We start from the raw sequence: 19,588 nt of genomic DNA, 5'->3' as shown, positions 1-19,588 counted from the left end.
AATCAAGATAAATTACAAAGAATCCAGCATCTCAACTAAAGCATCCATCTCTAGCCAAAAAGCCCTACTCCCCTCTTCCCAATCATCCCAAACTTCTTGCAGTGTCTTCACTTCCTCAGTTTGATGATTAGCGATTTTACGCCGCACATAAAGCGGAATCGATAAACTGTAATCCTGATTGGCGATTTCCTCTAAAGTGGCAACTTTAGCAAAGCCAGGGTTATCAATATAACTTTGATAGGCGTTGAAAATACGTAACTGATGCTCCGGTTTGAGGAAACTTTGCCCCTGCATACGGGCTACTTCATGCACCGCATCAATAAATAAAATCCGTCTTTGCCGTTCTGGGGGTTTACGAGTACGGCAAATAATAATACAAGCTTCCATTGGTGAATTATAAAACAGGTTTGGTGCCAAACCAAGGACACATTCCACCAAATCAGCCTCAACCAGCTTTTGCCTCATCTGGGCTTCTTCCTTACGGAACAGCACCCCATGCGGAAAAAGGATTGCACAGCGTCCGGTTTTCGGATCAAGACTTTTGAGAATGTGCTGAAAAAAAGTATAGTCAGCCCTTCCTTGAGGCGGTGTCCCCAAAAAATTACGCTGCCAAGGGTCTGTTTGAAACGCTTCCCGGTTCCACTGTTTGATAGAGTAGGGGGGATTGGCGAGAACTACATCAAAAACCCGCAATCGATCGCTTTCAGTAAAAGCAGGACGTTCCAAAGTATCCCCGCGCATAATTTGGTAATCACCGACACCATGTAGTACCAAGTTCATGCGAGCAATCGAAGCAGTCATGTGGTTGCGTTCCTGTCCATAAAGCTTGAGGGTACGGTGTTCTCCACCTGTGCGCTTCACCTCAGCCAAAGCCGAAATCAACATTCCACCTGTACCGCAAGTTGGATCGTAAATGCGATCGCCTGATTTTGGTGCGAGCATCTGCACCATTAAATAAACCACGGTGCGGTTGGTATAAAATTCTTGGGCTGTATGTCCGCTATCGTCGGCAAATTGTTTAATTAAATACTCGTAGGCGTTACCTAATTCATCTTCGGGAACATTCGCCAGGGAAAGCACCACAGTCGAAAAATGTTCCAGCAGGTTCTTAATTACGGAATCCGGCAAACGTTCCTTATTTGTCCAAGGAGCATCCCCAAAAATACCATCCAAGCGACCTGGGTTAGCAGTTTCAATTGCCCGCATCGCATCCTGTAAAGCTTTGCCAACATCCTTGGCAACAATCCGCACATCTTTCCAGTGAGCGCCATCGGGGATAATAAAGCGATCGTTGGCAGTATCACGGGCATAATTCGCATCACTCGTATCAGCTAAAGCTTGAGTAAATTCCTCATCCCAAACATCAGATAACCGCTTGTAAAACAGCAAGGGAAAGACATATTGCTTGTAGTCACCCGCATCAACTAACCCCCGTAAAATGGTGGCTGTACCCCAAAGATAACTCTCCAGGGCTTGTTGTGTAATTTGTCCCATCAATCCAGCCATCCCCCTTCCAACATTACCTGGTGCAAACGCTCCTCAGCTTCCCGGCATTCTACCAAAGCCTGTTTAAAAGATGCGATCGCTTCTTCTAGCGGTGGAATATCTGCTCCTATGGGCGGTAACACGTAACGCGATATATTTAAAGTCCACCCTTCCTTTTCAATTTCCTCCAGGGAAACCACCCGTACCCTATCTTCGACATCGACAAATTCCCGATACCAACGCAAAATTTCCGCAGTGTGTTCTGACTCTAAAAAGTTTTGAGCGCGTCCTTTGCGAAACTGGGTTGATGCATCGATAATTAAAACCTTACCTGCTCGTACTTTGGCTTTATTCTGACGTAACACCAAGATACAAGCAGCCAAACCAGTACCATAAAACAAGTGTGGTGCTAGTCCAATCACCGCTTCAATCGCGTCCATTTCCAACAGGGTACGCCGAATTTGTCCTTCCACCCCACCACGAAATAAAGCACCTTGGGGTAACACCACAGCCATCCTTCCATGTGGCTTTGCCATTGATTTAACCATGTGTTGCACCCAGGCAAAATCACCACTACTATCCGTCGGTAAACCCCCAAAAGCCCGTCCCCAAGGGTCAGTTTCCCAAACTTCCCGTCCCCATTTTTCTAGGGAGAAGGGAGGATTCGCGATTACCACATCAAATTCTGCCAAGCCACCCGTATTGGCGTTGGTAAAAACAGGGGTACGCAAAGTATCACCACGTTCAATGACAAAATCTTCAACTTCGTGGAGGAATAAATTCATCCGGGCAGTAGCAGCAGTAGTTAAATTCTTCTCTTGCCCGTATAATTTGCCAAAGAACGTCCTTGCATCTCCTCCCTTATTCCGTACATGGGCAACAGCTGCAAGTAACATTCCCCCCGTACCGCAAGCTGGATCGTAAACTGTTTCCCCTTCCTGGGGGTCTAACATATCCACCATCAGCTGTACCACACTACGCGGTGTATAAAATTCCCCCGCTTTATTTTTGGTAGTATCCGCAAACTTTTTAATTAGATATTCGTAAGCATCCCCCATAACATCATTGTGGACGCGCTTGTTACTAAGATTGAGCGCCGAGAAATGTTCAATTAGGTCTTTGAGCAGTTCATCAGACAGCTTCTCTTTGTTTGTCCACTGAGCATCGCCGAATACACCATACAAATGTTTTTGATTAGCAACTTCAACATTACACAGGGCATTTTGTAAAGCAGTACCAACATTACTAGATGTCAAGCGCACATCTTGCCAGTGGCTACCTTCAGGAATTTGGAAACGGTGTTCGTCGGGAAAATTTTCTCCGTATTCTTCAATCATTTTTTGACATTCTTCATCCCAAACATCACAAATGCGCTTGAAGAACAGCAACGGCAAAATATAACTTTTCCAATCAGTACGGTCAACAGGACTACCACGGAGGATGTTTGCTGCCTCCCATAAATGAGATTCTAGTTCTTGCAGCGTAATAGGAGCATCAAACAGCGATCGCTGAATCATCGATTTCCATACTCAAATAAACGAGCAACCTTTGTTTTGATGTTACAAACACCAAAATATAGCGACGATAATTATAGGACAGAACCCCTTGTTCTATCCTGTTATACATCAAGCTTTAATTATGTTGTTTTGTTAAGCTCATTTGGTAGCTTTGTGATTGGCTTTTGTCTCTTACCAAAGCCAGCAGTCGGATTTGAACCGACGACCTTCCGATTACAAGTCGGATGCACTACCACTGTGCTATGCTGGCATAGCTTTGCTGATATTTAACATCAAGCGTCGCACTAATTTTTAATTATACCATAAGGCAGTTTAGTGTCAACTATCAATATTATGTGTTAGGTATGGGGCATGGTTAACCATTAACCAACACCAACTTTTTCTACCAAAAGGATGATGAAATTTTTGAGGAAATCGTGGTTTGTATAGTGGTTTGTAACACTGATATCATCGATAAACTAATATAAACATCAAAGTTGCCTCAACTTATAGATGAGATACAGAAATATTTGGTAGAGTTTTAGAGCGCTACTTCTTGCACGGCAGTGTGCAGAACAGAGAAGATATAATTTTTCTTTACAAACAAGAAGCATGGCATTGTTGAGCGGACGAGATTTATTAAGTCTGGCAGACCTCACTTCCCAAGAGGTCAAAGAACTCCTGCAAATGGCAATCCATTTGAAATCTCAACAGTTAAGTTTACGATGTAATAAAGTTTTGGGACTGTTGTTTTCCAAAGCTTCTACTCGCACACGAGTAAGTTTTTCCGTGGCGATGTATCAACTGGGTGGACAGGTAATAGATTTAAATCCAAATGTCACGCAAGTGAGTCGCGGTGAACCTGTGCAAGATACTGCTAGGGTTTTGGATAGATATTTGGATATTTTAGCAATTCGGACTTTTGCCCAACAGGAATTAGATACTTTTGCAAATTATGCCAAGATTCCTGTTATTAATGCTTTGACTGATTTAGAACATCCATGTCAGGTTTTAGCAGATTTATTGACAATTCAAGAGTGTTTTGGTGATTTATCTGGGCTAACCTTGACTTATGTTGGTGACGGTAATAATGTCGCCAATTCTTTGTTGTTGGGTTGCGCTTTGGTGGGGATGAATGTAAGAGTAGCCACACCAAATGGATTTGAACCAAATGCAACAATTATTGAAAAAGCACGAGCGATCGCCAATAATAAAACCCAAGTCATTCTCACCAATGATCCTGAAACTGCAACCAAAGGCGCCCACGTACTTTACACTGATGTTTGGGCAAGTATGGGTCAAGAATCAGAAGCAGACGATCGCCTCCCCATTTTTCAACCCTACCAAATTAACGAGCAACTATTGAGCATTGCTGACCCACAAGCGATCGTTTTACACTGTTTACCAGCTCATCGGGGCGAAGAAATTACTAACGCAGTGATTGAAGGTTCACAATCAAGAGTTTGGGATCAGGCCGAAAATCGTATGCATGTGCAGAAAGCTTTGCTTGCTAGTATTTTAGGAGCAGAGTAAACAAGTTAAAAGTTAGCACAGACGCGATTAATCGCGTCTGTACAAAGTTAAAACTCAAAATTTCTGACTTTTACTTTTAACTTTTTATTTTTATCTTTCCATCGGGGGGTTTTTTGTAGTACTAATGTTCTAAGGAACTATTTATTTTTACCTCCCTACAAATTTATGGAAAGACTCACTGAAGCGCAACGCGAACTTTATGATTGGTTAGCAGAATTTATCCGACAACACCAGCATTCTCCTTCAATTCGGCAGATGATGGAAGCGATGAATTTGAAGTCACCAGCACCAATTCAAAGCCGCTTAGAACATCTTCGCACGAAAGGATACATTGAATGGAGTGAAGGAAAAGCGCGAACAATTAGAATCTTGCATCCATTAAAGCAAGGTGTACCGATTTTAGGAACAATTGCTGCTGGTGGATTAATAGAACCCTTCACCGACGCTGTCGAACATCTCGACTTTTCCAATATGTCCTTACCACCCCAAACCTATGCTTTGCGGGTAGCAGGCGACAGTATGATCGAAGATTCAATCGTTGATGGAGATTTGGTTTTTTTGCGTCCCGTACCGGAACCAGACCAACTTAAAAATGGCACAATTGTCGCTGCGAGAGTAGATGGATACGGTACGACATTAAAACGATTGTACAAAGACGGCGATCGCATTATTCTCAAACCAGCCAATCCTAAATATAACCCCATCGAAGTACCAGCCATGCAGGTACAGGTACAGGGTTCCCTAGTCGGTATCTGGCGTACTTATAGTTAAGGGGAAAGGGGATCGGGGATCGGGAATTAGGAATTGATAGGACATTGGTGTTTTGTTTATCCCCTCCCTTATCCTCCTTATCCTCCTTGTCCCCCTTGTCCACGCCACGTGCTACAACGCGGGGGACCCGCGCAACGCAGTGGCTCCCCTTGTCCCCCTTGTCCCCTTTCCCCTTTCCCTCTTAAGCGTTCCCCAATGTATCTGACACAGCAAAAAGTCCCGTCACTAAATACTTTCGCAACCAAAGTTAATAAACCTTCAGGAAAGTATCGCCTGAAATTACCATTTGCGGGTGAAAGTAAGGGTAATTACCAAACTCAGCAACCATTACCAGGATGTCCGCAAATGCCAGTATATCTGCAATTGCGACCATATCAGCGTCAAGCTGTGAATAATTGGTTTGCTAACAACGGCAGAGGTACACTGAAAATGGCAACGGGTAGTGGTAAAACAATTACTGTACTTGCTGTTGCTTGCGAGTTATATAAACAAATTCACTTACAAGCATTACTGGTAGTGTGTCCCTACCGTCATCTTGTTACCCAATGGGCGCGAGAATGTGAAAAATTTAATTTACAACCCATCTTAGCTTTTGAGAACTTACGCAATTGGCAAAGTCAACTTTCTAGTCAACTTTATAATGTCCATTCTGGTTCACAATCATTCATCACAATAATTACAACTAACTCCACTTTAATTGGTGATGGATTCCAATCTCAACTCAAATATTTTCCCGAAAAAACTTTAATTATTGGTGACGAAGCTCATAATTTAGGCGCACCCAAATTAGAAGAAAGTTTACCCCGACGTGTCGGTTTGCGCCTAGCTTTATCTGCAACACCAGAAAGATATTTTGATGAAACTGGAACCCAATCTGTCTTTAATTATTTTGGTTCGGTTCTCCAACCAGAGTTTACTTTAAAAGATGCTATTAATCAAGGTGCTTTAGTCCATTATCTTTATTATCCAATTTTAGTAGAATTAACTGAAACCGAAAGCCGTACTTATGCAAAAATTACCCAGAAGATAGGCAAGGCTTTATTGTATAGAGAAAAAGAAAACGGATATGCAAATTATTTTGAAGATAATGAAGATTTAAAACCATTGTTAATGCAAAGAGCGAGATTAATTGGTGCAGCTGCAAATAAACTCAAGGCGTTGCGTGAATTAATGGCTACTCGTCGCGAAACAACTCATACTTTGTTCTATTGTAGTGATGGTTCTCAAGAAACAGGACAGCGTTCTAATTTGCAGCAACTTAAAGAAGTTGCCAAGATTTTAGGAGTAGAATTAGGTTACAAAATCAACACCTACACGGCTCAAACTTCTTTAGAAGAAAGAGAAATTTTACGCCGTCAATTTGAAAGTGGAGAATTACAAGGTTTAGTTGCAATTCGCTGTTTGGATGAAGGTGTAGATATTCCAGCAATTCAAACTGCTGTAATCTTGGCAAGTTCTGGAAACCCTCGTCAATTTATCCAACGACGCGGACGAGTTTTACGTCCTCACCCTGGTAAAGAAAGAGCAACAATTTTTGACATGATTGTTTTACCACCCGATTTGGACAGAAAAACTTTAGAAGTAGAACGTAATTTGTTAAGAAAAGAATTGCGACGCTTTGTCGAATTTGCTGATTTAGCAGATAATGCTGGTGAAGCCAGAATAAAGTTACTTGATTTGCAAAAAAGGTATGAGTTATTGGATCTTTGAAGGGATCGGGGACTACCGCTTCGCGAAATTAAAAATTAAAAATTAAAAATTAAAAATTGGTAAGGAGGACAAGAGGAGAATAAACACCAATAATCAATGACAAATGACAAATGACAAATGACAAATGACAAATGATCAATGACAAATGATCAATGACAAATGACAAATGACAAATGACAAATGACAAATGACAAATGACAAATGACAAATGACCAATGATCAATGACAAATGACAAATGACAAAAAACAATGAATAATCAACCTAATATAGATGATGTTCAAGAACCAATAATAACTGCTCCTCCAGAGGTAAGGCAAATTATTGAACAAGTATGGCAATTAGAAAAAAGCAGGTTGGATAAAAAAAGTAATAGCCATATCAATGATGATATTTTAAGGATAGTGAAGGATGCTGTGCGATGAAGTTAATTTCTATTAAATTATGCAACTTTCGCTCCTTTTATGGTAAAAGTCCAGAAGTCATCCTTGCTCATGGAGATGCTAGCAACACAACCGTAATTCATGGGAATAATGGCGCAGGTAAAACTAGTTTTTTGAACGCATTTACTTGGGTGCTTTATGAAAAATTTAGTGCGGCTTTTTCCTCAGCAGAACAATTAGTAAATAAGCGTGCGATCGCAGAAGCAAAAATTGGACAACCTATCGAATGTTGGGTAGAAATTGTCTGGGAACATGATAATAAACGCTACCGCATCAAACGTGCTTGTCGGGTTTACAAAAATGAAACTGATTTTGAACCCGGTAAAACAGAATTGAGTATGTGGGTGGGTAGAGATGATGGTTCCTGGTATTTTGTTCCACCCAATCAAAATTTAGAAGATATCATCAATCAAATTTTACCCAGCAGCTTACATCAATATTTTTTCTTTGATGGAGAACGTATAGAACATATTGTGCGTTCTGATAAAAAAGCTGAAATTGCTGAAGCTACAAAAATTTTATTAGGAGTTGAGGTAATTAATCGCTCCATTAGACATTTAAGCGAAGCTAAGAAAACCCTAGAAAACGAATTAAAAGTTATTGGTGATTCGGAAACAAAACAGTTGCTCAAACAACAAAGTAAAATCGAGCAAGAAGTTGAGCGAATTAACACTCGCCAAACAGAAATCAAGCAAGAACTAGAATATCAGCAAACTATCAAAAAAGAAACTAGTAACCGTTTACGAGAACTCAGCGCTGCTAAAGAATTACAAGAAAGACGACAGAGTTTAGTATCACAAAAAACTCTCAATCAAGAAGAATTGAAAAAAAAATGGGAAACACTGAAAAAAACAATTTCCACACGTGGATATACAGTTTTACTTTCCGAGACTACAGTACAATTTCGAGAGATAATTTCCAATTTAAAACAACGTGGTGAATTAACTCCTGGAATTTCTCGAGAATTTTTAGATAATTTACTCGATTCTCAACGTTGTATTTGTGGTGCGGAATTACACGAAGGAACTCACCCCCACACAAATGTTAAAATCTTGCTAGAACAAGCAGGTTCATCGGTAGTCGAAGAAACTGCGATTCGGATGAATGCTCAAGTTGATGAAATTGATAAACAAGCGATCGCATTTTGGGAAGAAGTTGATCGAGAACAAGTAGGAATCAATCAGTTAAGACAAACAATCTCTCAAATCGAAGCAGATTTAGATAGCATTCAAGAACGATTGCGAAAAGATCCCAGTGAAGAAATTCGCAATTTACAAAAACGCTTGGATGAAATAGAAGAAAAAATTACTGATTTAACCTTAGAACAAGGGGCTAATCAGCAGCAAATCGCTAACAATAAAACCGAAATTGAAAGCTTAAATAAACAAATTACTAGACAGAAATTTAACGAAGAACGCCAAGCACTAGCACAACGCCGGATTGCTGCTACCCAAGATGCAATTGATAGATTAAATTTAGTCAAAACACGCCAAGAACAACAATTTCGCTTGCAATTGGAAAAGCGAGTTCAAGAAATATTTAGCGAAATCTCATTTACACCTTACATTCCCAAAATCAGCGATAAATACGAACTGGCGCTAGTAGAAAATACAATTGGTATAGAATCACCAGTTGCAGCTTCCACTGGTGAAAATCAAATTCTCAGTTTATCTTTTATCGGTGGAATTATCGACAGGGTAAGAGAGTGGAGTCAAAAAAGAATGTTGATGGTTCCAGATACTAGTACCTTACCAATTGTCATGGATTCACCCTTTGGCAGTTTGGATGTGATTAATCGCCGTCAGATTGCGAGAGTAATTCCTAAATTAGCAAATCAATTAGTGGTGTTAGTAACTAAAACCCAATGGCGAGGTGAAGTCGAAGCAGAAATAGCCGAGAGAATTGGTAGAGAATATATCTTAGTTTATTATTCTTCTAAACCTGATTGCGAACAAGATTATATAGAATTGGGAGAAGAAAGATATCCTCTTGTCAGACAAAGTCCCAATGAATTTGAGTATACAGAAATTATTGAAGTGAATCGTAATAGTCTAGCATCATCTTGAAATAAATAACTAATAGGTTATTTATAAAGTAAAAATAAAATCGCTGTAGCTGTAGTGGCGTGGCAAGGCTAAAATGTTGCATTAGATTTTTATAGGACTTACGCAATAACTCTCCCAAACTCTTATTTCTACCTTTTAGGAAGCCACTGCGTGTCTACGTGTCCTTTGTGTCCTACCCTGCGCTTCGACACTCCCTGTCTACTTGCAGAAGTCGCTAACGCGTCTATGTGGTTCGTTTTTTCATGATTTTGCGTAAGTCCTATTTCAATACGGTTCAGTTAAGAAGAAATGTAGGTTGGGTTGAGCGCAAGCGAAACCCAACAAAGCCTTGATAATGTTGGGTTACTCTGCGAGAAGCCGCGCAGGGCGCGTCTACGTTCCTCAAACGCCAGGTGCTACAACGGGGGGACCCCCGCAACGCACTGGCTCCCCAACCTACGCTAGTTTTAGTTTTTAGCCTTAACTGAATCGTATTGAGTCCTATTTTAGTTTTTTCAGCGCTTCAGCGCTGACTACAAACTTTTTTCGCACTACTTTAGTCTAGACACGCCACTACTTAAGATTTACTACTCTTACTCATCGGGATATATTAACAACAAAGTTAACCTGACCACAACCTCGCTGAACCTGTGGATTTCTTCTGATATATTCCTGACAACTTTGATATTCCTCAAAAGTGCGATAACCGCTCCGTGACAACCTATAATCTTTAGAATGAAGAGTATTAGCAATCTGATTAGAATCTAAACCAGTATTACCAGTATTCAAAATAAATGAGATGTGTCTTTCATCTATTAAAACAACTTTTGAATCACTGAAACGCAATACAGGAGTGTTGTTAACTATTTGCGTTACCTTAAAAGGTATTACATTGCTTTCAGCATAACCAGACTTAGTTAAGACAACACCATAATTCTTACTATTAGAACGAATTGAAGAGGAATTTATCTGTTCTCCAAAATTTTTAAAATTTAAGCCTCCAGGCGGAAATTCATAATATTCAGTAGACACACCTTTAGACCTCACAAGGTTCTGGAACTTTGTCAAATTAGTAGTACCTAATGCTACAGTTATAGTCTGTCGGGGATTTCCTGGAGGTTTAATTTTTTGATATATACTTCCAACTAATTGATTCATATTTCTTGAGCTATTAAAAGCTTGACCAACTTGAACTCCATTTGCATTCTTGATAGTTATTCTGTATGAACTTTGCGCCGATACAGGAGTAAAAGCGAAAAATAAAGACACAGATGTTAATGTAATACTTTGATAAAAATTAACTTTCATGTCTAATTTACTCCATAACTTGAAGTTGATAATTCAAATATTAACAGGTAAAAAAGTCAGTATTAGTAACAAAATCTATCAATTATCTGACTTAGAAATGGCACATCTAAATCCGTATTGAGGGTCACGTTGACTAATATCAGATAAGGGAGTTTCGTATACAGGACTAAATTGTTGGGGTCTACCAAATGAGCCTCCTTTTAAAGCTTGCTGATGATAACCAGACTTTATAGCAGTAAGTTCCTTATTTACAATTGGTTCCACATACCAAATATCCGTCCACTCAGAAGCATTTCCTATCAAATCAAAAACCCCATAAAAGCTGGCTCCATCCTGATATTTTCCTACCTCTTCTGTTCTGCGATCATTCTGATTAGGCCATTTGTCAATAGTGTTTGCTTTGGTAATATCCGGTTCATCACCCCAGGGATACGCATACTTTTTTGGTTGTCCTTGTTCATCTCTTCCAGAAGCTGCTTTCTCCCACTCTAAAACAGTTGGTAGACGTTTACCTTGCCATGCACAATAGGCAAAAGCATCATACCAATCGACATTTATAACAGGAGACATATTAGTTTTGCTATAGATTTGATACGGAAAAGTTCCCCATAAACCAGGTTTATACCCATCTTGATCTTTCTTATATTGAGGTTGATCGTTATAAAAAAATTGATAGCTTTCACGGTTAGCTGCAACTTCTTCAAGAAATTTTTTATAATCTTGATTAGTTACTTCATATTTATCAATATAAAAACTATCTACAACAACTGAACTTTTCTCTAAACTGTTGATTTCTGAAGGATTACCAACAATAAATTTACCTTTAGGCACTAGAGCCATATCTTTGACTAAATCTATAGATAATTTATCTGTAGGTATTTTCAGAATAACTGGTTCGTTATAATTTCTATATCCATCTATTTTTACTGGTTGTTTAACAATATATCCATTGTGTTTGACTTCTGCATAATAAAGACCTCTAGGAATTCCATCGAAGTAAGGAACTCCCCAAGCAATCTGATACTTTTCTTTAGAGCCATCATTTTTAATAGTAAATAATTCAGTATTTTTGTGTAAGTCTTCTCCTTTGAAGGATTGAACTCTTAAACGACCAATTTCATGGGGTATCAGATAGAAACGATGAAAAAGTTGATCGGCGAGGAAAGCAAATAATCCAGAAATTGCAAATCCAATCAGGAGATTTGTACCATAATAGATTTGTGAACTACGTTTAAATAATTTTTCTCCCTCTTCATCTATACTTAAGTTTGACTTATATCTTTTAATTGCTTGAAATTGCTCTCTAGGTATTGGTGATTTATAAAGCTTCCAGTTTGTTAAGCATCTTTCAAAAAGCTCTTTAGCCTTTTTAATTTCTAATTCTCTAATGTCATACCACTGGTTGACTTTCTGAACTAAATACTCATGAGTTAATGAATATTTTCTTTCGCTTGGTATAGTCTCAATCAGACGACTACGATCTAGTTGTTGAATTATTTTTTCTATTTCATCTTCAGAAAGATTAAGCTGAGTTTTAATTTCAATTAGTGTTCTAAAAGCACGGGTTCCTTGTCCAGTTACCATTTGTTTAAGAATAGACTTAGCCTCTTCTCGCTCTTTTGGCGTAAATTGAGCAAGAATAGAATCAACGTACCCCAGTAATATTCCCTGAACACCACCTAGTTCTTGATAAAGATTTTCCTTGATGATGATTGTTTCACCATCTTGAAGCTTCTGTCGATTTTGAGTTCTTACTTCATCAAATAATCGGTTACAAACTATTTGCAGATGAACTGGCTCAACCTGTGCATTTGATTGTTTCCCAGTATCTTTGAGTAAGTGAGGAAGCAGTTGAGTTTCTAAGAAGTCTGGGTCGTATATGATATTGGGATATAACCGTTGTAAAGGCTTTTTAATTGCATCTAAAGCCTCGCTACGACTTAAGGATTCTAAATAATACTGATAACTCTCTGTATTAAACTCAGGTGAAGCTTTCCAAAATTCCCCAAGATTACCATAAAAGTCTTGACGCACAGAAATAATAATGGCTATTTCATGAGATTTGATACTATTGAGACATTCACTAAACTCTTGAATAAACTGAGCTTGCTGGTTGACGTGAAGATTTAGAAAAAATCTTTCAAATTGATCTAAAAAAATTGCTATTGGACGCTTTGCATCAATGTGAGTCTGATGCAAAATCTCAGTAAGTGTTCTACTCTCACTTAAATCAATCTCTACATTTTCCAGACTATCAATACCAGCCTTAATAATATCCGTTGGATATCCGTAATCTCTAAAAATAATAGTGAAATAACCTCTTTCTGTAAGTCGAGGAACGATACCAGCATTAATTAAAGAGGTTTTACCGCTACCAGATTTGCCATTAATAAGTACTAACTTATGATTAGATATTTTGGAAACAAGTAAATCTGATACTACTTCTCGACCATAGAATATATCTGCATCAAGGGTGTCATAGTAGCTAAGAAATTTATATGGTTCTTCTAAAGAAGATTGAGATTCCTGACGGTAACGATTCCAACTTGCTTGTCCACTCTCAGAATTAGAAGACAGAGCATAAAATCTAACTTCATATTTATTTCCGCCGACTACATCTCCTTGAACAACTGCTTGATCACCAAAGAAAATTCCCCCACTACGATTATCTATACTCTCTTGTTGACTTTCGGCTTGTTCTCCTTGGGAGTGAGATTGTCGATTTTCATCTTGACTTTCCATGTAAATTTCTGAATTAATAAATTACTAAATATTTTTTTAAACCTCGTCCATCTTGAAAAGAGGAGTTTTTCAAAAAGGACATTATGTAGCTTGGGTTACACTCCGTTCCACCCAACCTACAAAACTACAGTTCTCAAAGTAGACGTGGTTTAAATTTAATTTTCTAAATTATTGTAATCCCAATTAACTTTGCTAGTTTTGTCAAAATCGAAAAAGCTTTGCTACCAATTTCTCCAATGTCTTTCACCCGATCCAGAATTGTTTTAGTGTCTGCGAGATATTTACTTATCTTTTCTTGAGTTTCTTGAGTTTCTTGAGAATTCTTGACATCTACTTTCTTGGTTTCGCTAATTGCAGCTGCAATTTGACCTGTAGCAATATCTTTTTCGTCCTCATCAATTGATGCTTCTTTGATGGAAGTTTTTAATTCTGCAAGAAGTTGCAAAATCTCATCTTTTGGAAAAACTTCTCCTGAAGTGGTAGTAGTTGTTGTGGTAACAATCTTGTCTCTCCCAACTACATCACCTTGGACGGTTGCACTGTCACCAAAGTATATTCCACCACTACGTTTATCTATATTTTGTGTGGTTGAACCGTTCATTATATTGGTTTTTTCTTTAATTGGGGTTGGGGATTCTATGGGAAATGTGTTGGTTTGATTTGTTTTGGGTTCTGTCTTTTGTTGATCACTACTTTTGTGTTGATGAGAAAATCGTGATCTAGCTCTAAGTACTGGAGTTTCTGACTCTGGAATTCCCTCTAAGTCAACAGAAGCACAACCAACTTCAAAACAATCCTCGTAAGTTCTACCAGCACCTAACGCGTCATAGAATCCTACAGCAAACTCTATTGCTGCGCGATCGCCTATTGTCCGATTCATACCAATTACATAATCAATGTGTTGATAGATGGCTTCTGCTTGAGCTTCTGAGTAACAGGCGTTGAGTAAAACGCATTCAACTGTGTTTTTAAATAACTTAAATAGCTTTGCTAAGGATTCTGTACTTACTAGTTGCATTTGCCCAAAATTATTTTCTAAGGCTAAACCAGTACTTCCTGAACCATGTCCACAGAAGTGAACTATTGTCGGTTCGTGATCTAACAGCGCACGACGCAAATCGTCCACTCGTACCGCCCATTCGGTGACAATTTCAAACTGTTCTCGATTGTTAGCACGTTTTAATGCAGCTTGGATTTCCCGCACTTCTTCATCTAAGCGCAGCTTATTTGTGTCTTTGGGATTTGCTGATAATATTAATATTTTTTTCACAATACAATCTTTTCTTGAATATAGTTGTTATTAAAATATACTCACTTCATAGGTAATTTTGGTCAATTGTGTTTGCTCTTTATAACTTTTAATATCGCTAAGTAAAATCCATATATATAGTTTTAAAACACGAGGCAGCTTAGACACTGTAGTGGGCATCAAAAACTTTTCACTGTCCAGTAACTGGAAATTCATACTTTTTTAAAGTTTGTGTCACAAACTTGAGATGTTATGCAACCTGTGCATTTTCCAGTTGGTAAAGGTAATTCAAAATGAGCTTATCGCGCCGAGATTTTCTTTTATCCAGTGTCACAGTCACCGCACTAGCTGCAACCCAATTAGGTGTTAGCGCTCAAAAGAGCAATCAAAACCGATCTAATTCCCAAGTGAACCAGAAGGATTGTGTCTTCATTTGCAACGAAGACTCCAACACACTTTCAGTAATTAACCCACTCACCAATCAGGTGGAGACAACTATTAACCTCACGAGTTTCGATGAAGATCCCCGTCCTCCGTTTCGCTTTGTCACCGGAGGTATGATGCCAACCCATGGTGCAATGATCATTAAGCCACTGTATCATGGGGCAATTCACATCCACGGAGCAGCACCATCCCCTGATTCTCGTCTGCTAGCAGTGACTGGTCGCGGTACAAGTAACGTTTATCTCATAGATGTTGAGAAAAAACGTGTGCTTGGTACAAAGCCCAATCCATCTTATGGAAAGGAAATTGATGTTAATCCACTATGGATTTCCAGTGGGATTTTACTTGGACGGGAACCTCACGAACCAACTTTTACTCGCAATGGTAAAGAATTGTGGGTGGCGTTGCGTGGTGAAAATCGCATTGCAATTTTAGATGTGCAAGCTGCTTTGGAAGCCCTTGAAAAAGGAATCACAGTTGGTGCAGTGCGGCAGTATATTGATACTATTGACGGTTCAGCGCAAATATGGTTTTCGCGTTCTGGTGACACTGCATTTGTGATTTCCCAGAAAACGCCGTTTGTTGATGTTTTCGATGTTAACCCGGATGCAAACGGATGGAGCCGACCAAAACTGAAAACCCGGCTTGACATCAAAGCACAAGACCCATTTGGCTTTACTCCCTTCCAAAAGACTACACCAGACGGTAAAGAAATTTGGTTTTCTCACAAACTTGCGGATGCTCTCTCAGCTAGGGAGACAAGCGGCTCCTATCGAATGCTTGACCATATTTTACTAGGCGATCGCGCCCGACCCAACCATATAGAATTTGTCGAAAATCAACAGGGTAAAGTCGTTTACGCAACTTTTGCTCGTGTTGATGATGGTGGACCTGGTGATATTGCTTATAGCCAAGTAGCAATTATTGACCGAGAAGTTCCATCGGGAAAACGTCGTCTAGTGGGAACATTTTTTAGCTACGGGCGCGAGGCGCATGGACTTTGGACAAATCCAGAAAATACTCGACTCTACATTGCCCATGAACTAGATGAACTACCCTCAACGCCGAATGCGGGTCAAACAGTATGCACTGTTTTTGATGTTTCCAATCCTTTACAGCCAGTTTTTATCAGCCAAATTCCCCTTGGTGATTTACAACTGCCTTCAGGAAAATTACGGAATAAAAAAAGCATTAATTTAGTCTACGTACGTCCTGGTGCGCCAAGTCAAACTGCATGAGGTCAGCAATGTTTGTGAGAGCTTTGTTTTTCGTTTTGCTAACTATATCTATTGTGTTTGGGTTTGCGGATGTTGCGGTGCAAGCAAACCAAGCTTGGCATGATCACAAAGATCACACTCAAGTTTCTGATCAGTTTAACTCGGAAGCAGGAAAATTTACCTCGGCGATGGAAACTGGGATGAAAAAAATGATGGTTGATATGCACCGACCTGGAATGACGGGTAATCCTGATGTTGATTTCCTGGCGATGATGATTCCCCATCACGAAGGTGCAGTGGAAATGGGGCGGTTAGTGCTGTTGTATGGTAAAGACCCTTTGGTGCGTCAGTTGGCTTTTGAAATTATCACCTCACAACAAGTGGAAATTGCTGCTATGCAAGCTAGACTCCTAGTGCTTAGGCGAGGTGCAGATCCTAATCCCGACGGTTTTCCTGCTATTGATGGAACAAGGGGAAAAAGCTAGCCCCTACACCCCTATACCCTTATTTCTTAATAATGTCTGCAACTACAACCGTTTTGATTGTCGAAGATGATGTGAGTCTGCGCGAGACGGTACAGCTTTACATCGAACGCGAAGGAATGCGTTGTCTGACTGCTGATAGCGGTGCACAGAGTACTGCTCAAATCCAACGTTTTCGCCCAGATTTAATTGTGCTGGATATTATGTTGCCTGATATAGATGGGTTTCAAATATGCCAGCAGGTGCGCTCTGGTGGCTGTTTTATACCTATTTTGATGTTAACTGCAAGGGCAGATGAAAGCGATCGCATTCAAGGATTGGCTATTGGTGCAGATGACTATCTTACCAAACCATTTAGTGCTAAAGAACTTATTGCCCGGATCAAATCTCTGCTGCGGCGAGCCTACAGCGCTGGATATCGGGATGTCAGTTGCAGTAGTGGGTTAACAGTAGATAGACTCAAGCGCCAAGCCTTCCTTAACGGTAAATTTTTGGATTTACGCGGTAAAGAATTTGACTTAATTGAGCAGTTACTTACAGCGCCAGGACGAGCTTATTCCCGCGAAGAACTGCTAGAAAGGGTATGGAGTTATGACTTTGAGGGAGATACCCGGATTGTCGATGTATATATTCGCAAGCTGCGAGAAAAGCTAGAACTTGACCCAGCCCATCCAAAGTACATTCAAACTGTTTGGGGTGTGGGATATAGATTTAAGGCAGATTAATCATGCTAATATTGCATCGCATTTCAACACGATTAACACTAACACTGTTGGGGGTTTCTCTAGGAAGTTTGTTAACGTTTTCCTGGCTGTTGAACAGATCCTTAGAAAACTTTTTTATTCAAGATGCTCAAATGTATTTGCTGCGACAGGCTGATAGCTTGGCTAATCAGATAAATTTGTCTGGAGGCGATTCTCCCAAAAGAGAGACGCTACGCGATGGTGCAAAGCACCCGCCTTATGGCGATCGCACTCTGTTGCATCAACTTACTGAACTCACTGCTCAACAAGGGCGAATTCAGGTTGTTTTGTTGGATAATGCTGGCATAGTGCAGTTGCAAAAGCTTGGTGTTGCAGCATCCCAGACAGTGGAAATTCCCCCATTAGTTATTGTTAACACCCGATCAGGAACGCCACAACAGGGAAGATTTCGGGTAAAAACCGATACTCAATATCCTTGGTGGATTTATAGTACAGCGCCTGTACGACAAACCACAACTAATCAAGTGATAGGAATTGTATACGTTGCCATGCCAATGCGCCGTCCCAGGTTGTTTGCCCAACAGGTGACTGGAGTAGTTATGGTAATGGCTATTTTTGCTACTAGTGTGGCAGCGATCGCAGGCTTGCTGCTCTCACGCAGTGTAACTCGTCCACTCAAGCGGTTACATCATCAAGCCGAACGCCTGAAAATAGGGGATTACACGGCTCGTTCTAGGTTGCAAGGACAGGATGAACTAGTGCAACTAGGCCAGCTTTTAGATGAAATGGCGACCAAGTTAGTTACCACGATGGAAGCGCTCACCGCCCAGGAGATTTCGCGTAGGGAATTGGTTGCGAATGTTTCCCATGATTTACGTACACCTCTTGCGACTTTACGGGTTGAACTAGAGGCTATTTTGGATGGTGTTGTCTCTGGTGAAAAAGCAAATCAATATCTACGTCGCGCCTGTCGGGAAACAGATTATTTAGCACACCTTGTAGAGCAATTACTACTCTTGTCAAAGGCGGATGCGGGACAATTACCAATCAAACCGCAAGCAGTTTCCGCAGTGGCGATCGCACAAGAATGCATCTCTCGCATGGAACTGACGGCTGCTCAATCTCAACTCAAATTAGAATTATCTTCTGTGCAGTCTTTACCAGCAGTTTGGGTTGATCCAGAGTTAACGGGACAAGTTGTTCTCAACTTACTTGACAATGCCATTAAGTATGCACCAGAAAGTGGTGTGATTCGCTTAGAACTTCTACCGGAAGTTGAACAAAATCAACAACGCTACGTCCCCTTACAAATACGCGATCGCGGCCAGGGAATGCAACCAGAAGAACTCCAACGAATTACAGAACGTTTTTATCGAGGAAATCAAGCGCGTCCTCGTGGAGGGTTTGGCTTAGGTTTGGCGATCGCACAGCAAATCTGTCAATTGCAAGGAGGATACTTGCAAATTAACAGCCAACCACAACAAGGTACAGTTGTGCAATTACTTTTACCAACTTGCCATAATTAAGATAAAAACTTAAGACTCGCGCTTTGTCATCTGCTGAAACAATAGTTGAATCGCCAAAGCTACTAAACCGATCGCCACAAGTGCAAATACTCCAGAACCCAAAGCAACTATACCCAAAACTAAAGTACGCACAGCCGAAGAAATTCTCAGCGCAAATACATTATCAGAATGAATTGGCTTGGCTGCAAAAGTTGTAGCGATAGAAACCATGAGAGAATAAGCAGCAAAAGCCAAAGACCCCGAAATCACAGCGCCAATTAAACTACGTAAGGGAGTAGCTTTAGCTTGCGTTTGAGTCTCTTCTGGATCACTCATAAAAATTACCCAACTGATAACTGATAACTGTTAATACCAATTCTTTGTGAAGCTGCATAGAATTTTACCCCACCCCTTAATCCCCTCCCCGAAATCGGGGAGGGGAAATTCGAGGGGAAC

General features: G+C 40.1%; 15 protein-coding genes and 1 tRNA gene. 9 read left to right on the top strand and 7 right to left on the bottom strand.

All coding sequences use genetic code 11. From position 1 onward, the window contains the following. Window positions 1-12: 12 nt before the first annotated feature. From ACE1AT_RS03870 to ACE1AT_RS03860, 3 genes are all read right to left on the bottom strand, one after another. A complete protein-coding gene (locus tag ACE1AT_RS03870; RefSeq protein ID WP_374865982.1) occupies window positions 13-1,506 on the bottom strand; it encodes an N-6 DNA methylase in 1,494 nt (497 codons plus the stop codon). Continuing rightward, window positions 1,494-3,002, bottom strand: a complete 1,509-nt coding sequence (locus ACE1AT_RS03865; RefSeq protein ID WP_374865981.1) for an N-6 DNA methylase — start codon at window positions 3,000-3,002, stop codon at window positions 1,494-1,496. The genes ACE1AT_RS03870 and ACE1AT_RS03865 overlap by 13 nt, the downstream gene beginning before the upstream one ends. Window positions 3,003-3,180: 178 nt before the next feature. After that, window positions 3,181-3,252: transfer RNA gene (locus tag ACE1AT_RS03860), tRNA-Thr, on the bottom strand. 341 nt (window positions 3,253-3,593) lie between these two features. Between ACE1AT_RS03860 and argF the strand changes: the two genes are divergently transcribed. From argF to ACE1AT_RS03835, 5 genes are all read left to right on the top strand, one after another. Then, complete coding sequence (argF, locus tag ACE1AT_RS03855; protein ID WP_374865980.1) at window positions 3,594-4,514, top strand: ornithine carbamoyltransferase; 921 nt, start codon at window positions 3,594-3,596, stop codon at window positions 4,512-4,514. Window positions 4,515-4,679: 165 nt separating this feature from the next. After that, window positions 4,680-5,285, top strand: coding sequence for a transcriptional repressor LexA (gene lexA / locus ACE1AT_RS03850; RefSeq protein WP_374865979.1), 606 nt, complete (start codon window positions 4,680-4,682; stop codon window positions 5,283-5,285). A 195-nt stretch (window positions 5,286-5,480) separates the two neighbouring features. Further along, window positions 5,481-6,995 carry a DNA phosphorothioation system restriction enzyme gene (locus tag ACE1AT_RS03845; protein WP_374865978.1) on the top strand — a complete coding sequence of 505 codons (1,515 nt, stop codon included), beginning with the start codon at window positions 5,481-5,483 and terminating at the stop codon, window positions 6,993-6,995. 249 nt (window positions 6,996-7,244) lie between these two features. Further along, window positions 7,245-7,418 (top strand): hypothetical protein, encoded by a 174-nt coding sequence (locus ACE1AT_RS03840; protein ID WP_016860395.1) that lies wholly within the window; start codon window positions 7,245-7,247, stop codon window positions 7,416-7,418. Next, the gene (locus tag ACE1AT_RS03835) at window positions 7,415-9,502 is read left to right on the top strand and encodes an AAA family ATPase (RefSeq protein WP_374865977.1); all 2,088 of its coding nucleotides are present in this window, start codon (window positions 7,415-7,417) and stop codon (window positions 9,500-9,502) included. Before ACE1AT_RS03840 ends, ACE1AT_RS03835 begins: the two co-directional genes overlap by 4 nt. A 576-nt stretch (window positions 9,503-10,078) precedes the next feature. Here ACE1AT_RS03835 and ACE1AT_RS03830 read toward each other — a convergent pair. From ACE1AT_RS03830 to ACE1AT_RS03820, 3 genes are all read right to left on the bottom strand, one after another. Further along, window positions 10,079-10,789: a hypothetical protein gene (locus ACE1AT_RS03830; protein WP_374865976.1), complete on the bottom strand. Its 711-nt coding sequence runs from the start codon at window positions 10,787-10,789 to the stop codon at window positions 10,079-10,081. 78 nt (window positions 10,790-10,867) lie between these two features. After that, window positions 10,868-13,531, bottom strand: a complete 2,664-nt coding sequence (locus ACE1AT_RS03825) for an SUMF1/EgtB/PvdO family nonheme iron enzyme (RefSeq protein WP_374865975.1) — start codon at window positions 13,529-13,531, stop codon at window positions 10,868-10,870. A gap of 163 nt (window positions 13,532-13,694) precedes the next feature. Next, a complete protein-coding gene (locus ACE1AT_RS03820; RefSeq protein ID WP_374865974.1) occupies window positions 13,695-14,801 on the bottom strand; it encodes a CHAT domain-containing protein in 1,107 nt (368 codons plus the stop codon). Between the two features lie 272 nt (window positions 14,802-15,073). Between ACE1AT_RS03820 and ACE1AT_RS03815 the strand changes: the two genes are divergently transcribed. The 4 genes from ACE1AT_RS03815 to ACE1AT_RS03800 are packed head-to-tail and all read left to right on the top strand — an operon-like array spanning window position 15,074 to window position 19,153. Then, window positions 15,074-16,462: a YncE family protein gene (locus tag ACE1AT_RS03815; RefSeq protein WP_374865973.1), complete on the top strand. Its 1,389-nt coding sequence runs from the start codon at window positions 15,074-15,076 to the stop codon at window positions 16,460-16,462. An 8-nt stretch (window positions 16,463-16,470) separates the two neighbouring features. Next, a complete protein-coding gene (locus tag ACE1AT_RS03810) occupies window positions 16,471-16,926 on the top strand; it encodes a DUF305 domain-containing protein (RefSeq protein WP_374865972.1) in 456 nt (151 codons plus the stop codon). A gap of 32 nt (window positions 16,927-16,958) precedes the next feature. After that, entirely contained in the window at window positions 16,959-17,648 is a 690-nt protein-coding gene (locus ACE1AT_RS03805) for a response regulator transcription factor (RefSeq protein WP_374865971.1), read from the top strand. Window positions 17,649-17,650: 2 nt separating this feature from the next. Next, the gene (locus tag ACE1AT_RS03800) at window positions 17,651-19,153 is read left to right on the top strand and encodes an ATP-binding protein (RefSeq protein WP_374865970.1); all 1,503 of its coding nucleotides are present in this window, start codon (window positions 17,651-17,653) and stop codon (window positions 19,151-19,153) included. 9 nt (window positions 19,154-19,162) lie between these two features. On the opposite strand, the gene ACE1AT_RS03795 is transcribed toward ACE1AT_RS03800, so the two are convergent. Then, window positions 19,163-19,468, bottom strand: a complete 306-nt coding sequence (locus tag ACE1AT_RS03795; RefSeq protein ID WP_374865969.1) for a DUF3082 domain-containing protein — start codon at window positions 19,466-19,468, stop codon at window positions 19,163-19,165. Between the last annotated feature and the right edge of the window lie 120 nt (window positions 19,469-19,588).

It is taken from the genome of Pelatocladus sp. BLCC-F211 (genome assembly GCF_041928655.1).
In the GTDB taxonomy this organism is placed as follows: domain Bacteria; phylum Cyanobacteriota; class Cyanobacteriia; order Cyanobacteriales; family Nostocaceae; genus Pelatocladus.
This window is presented reverse-complemented; position numbering and strand designations above follow the sequence as displayed.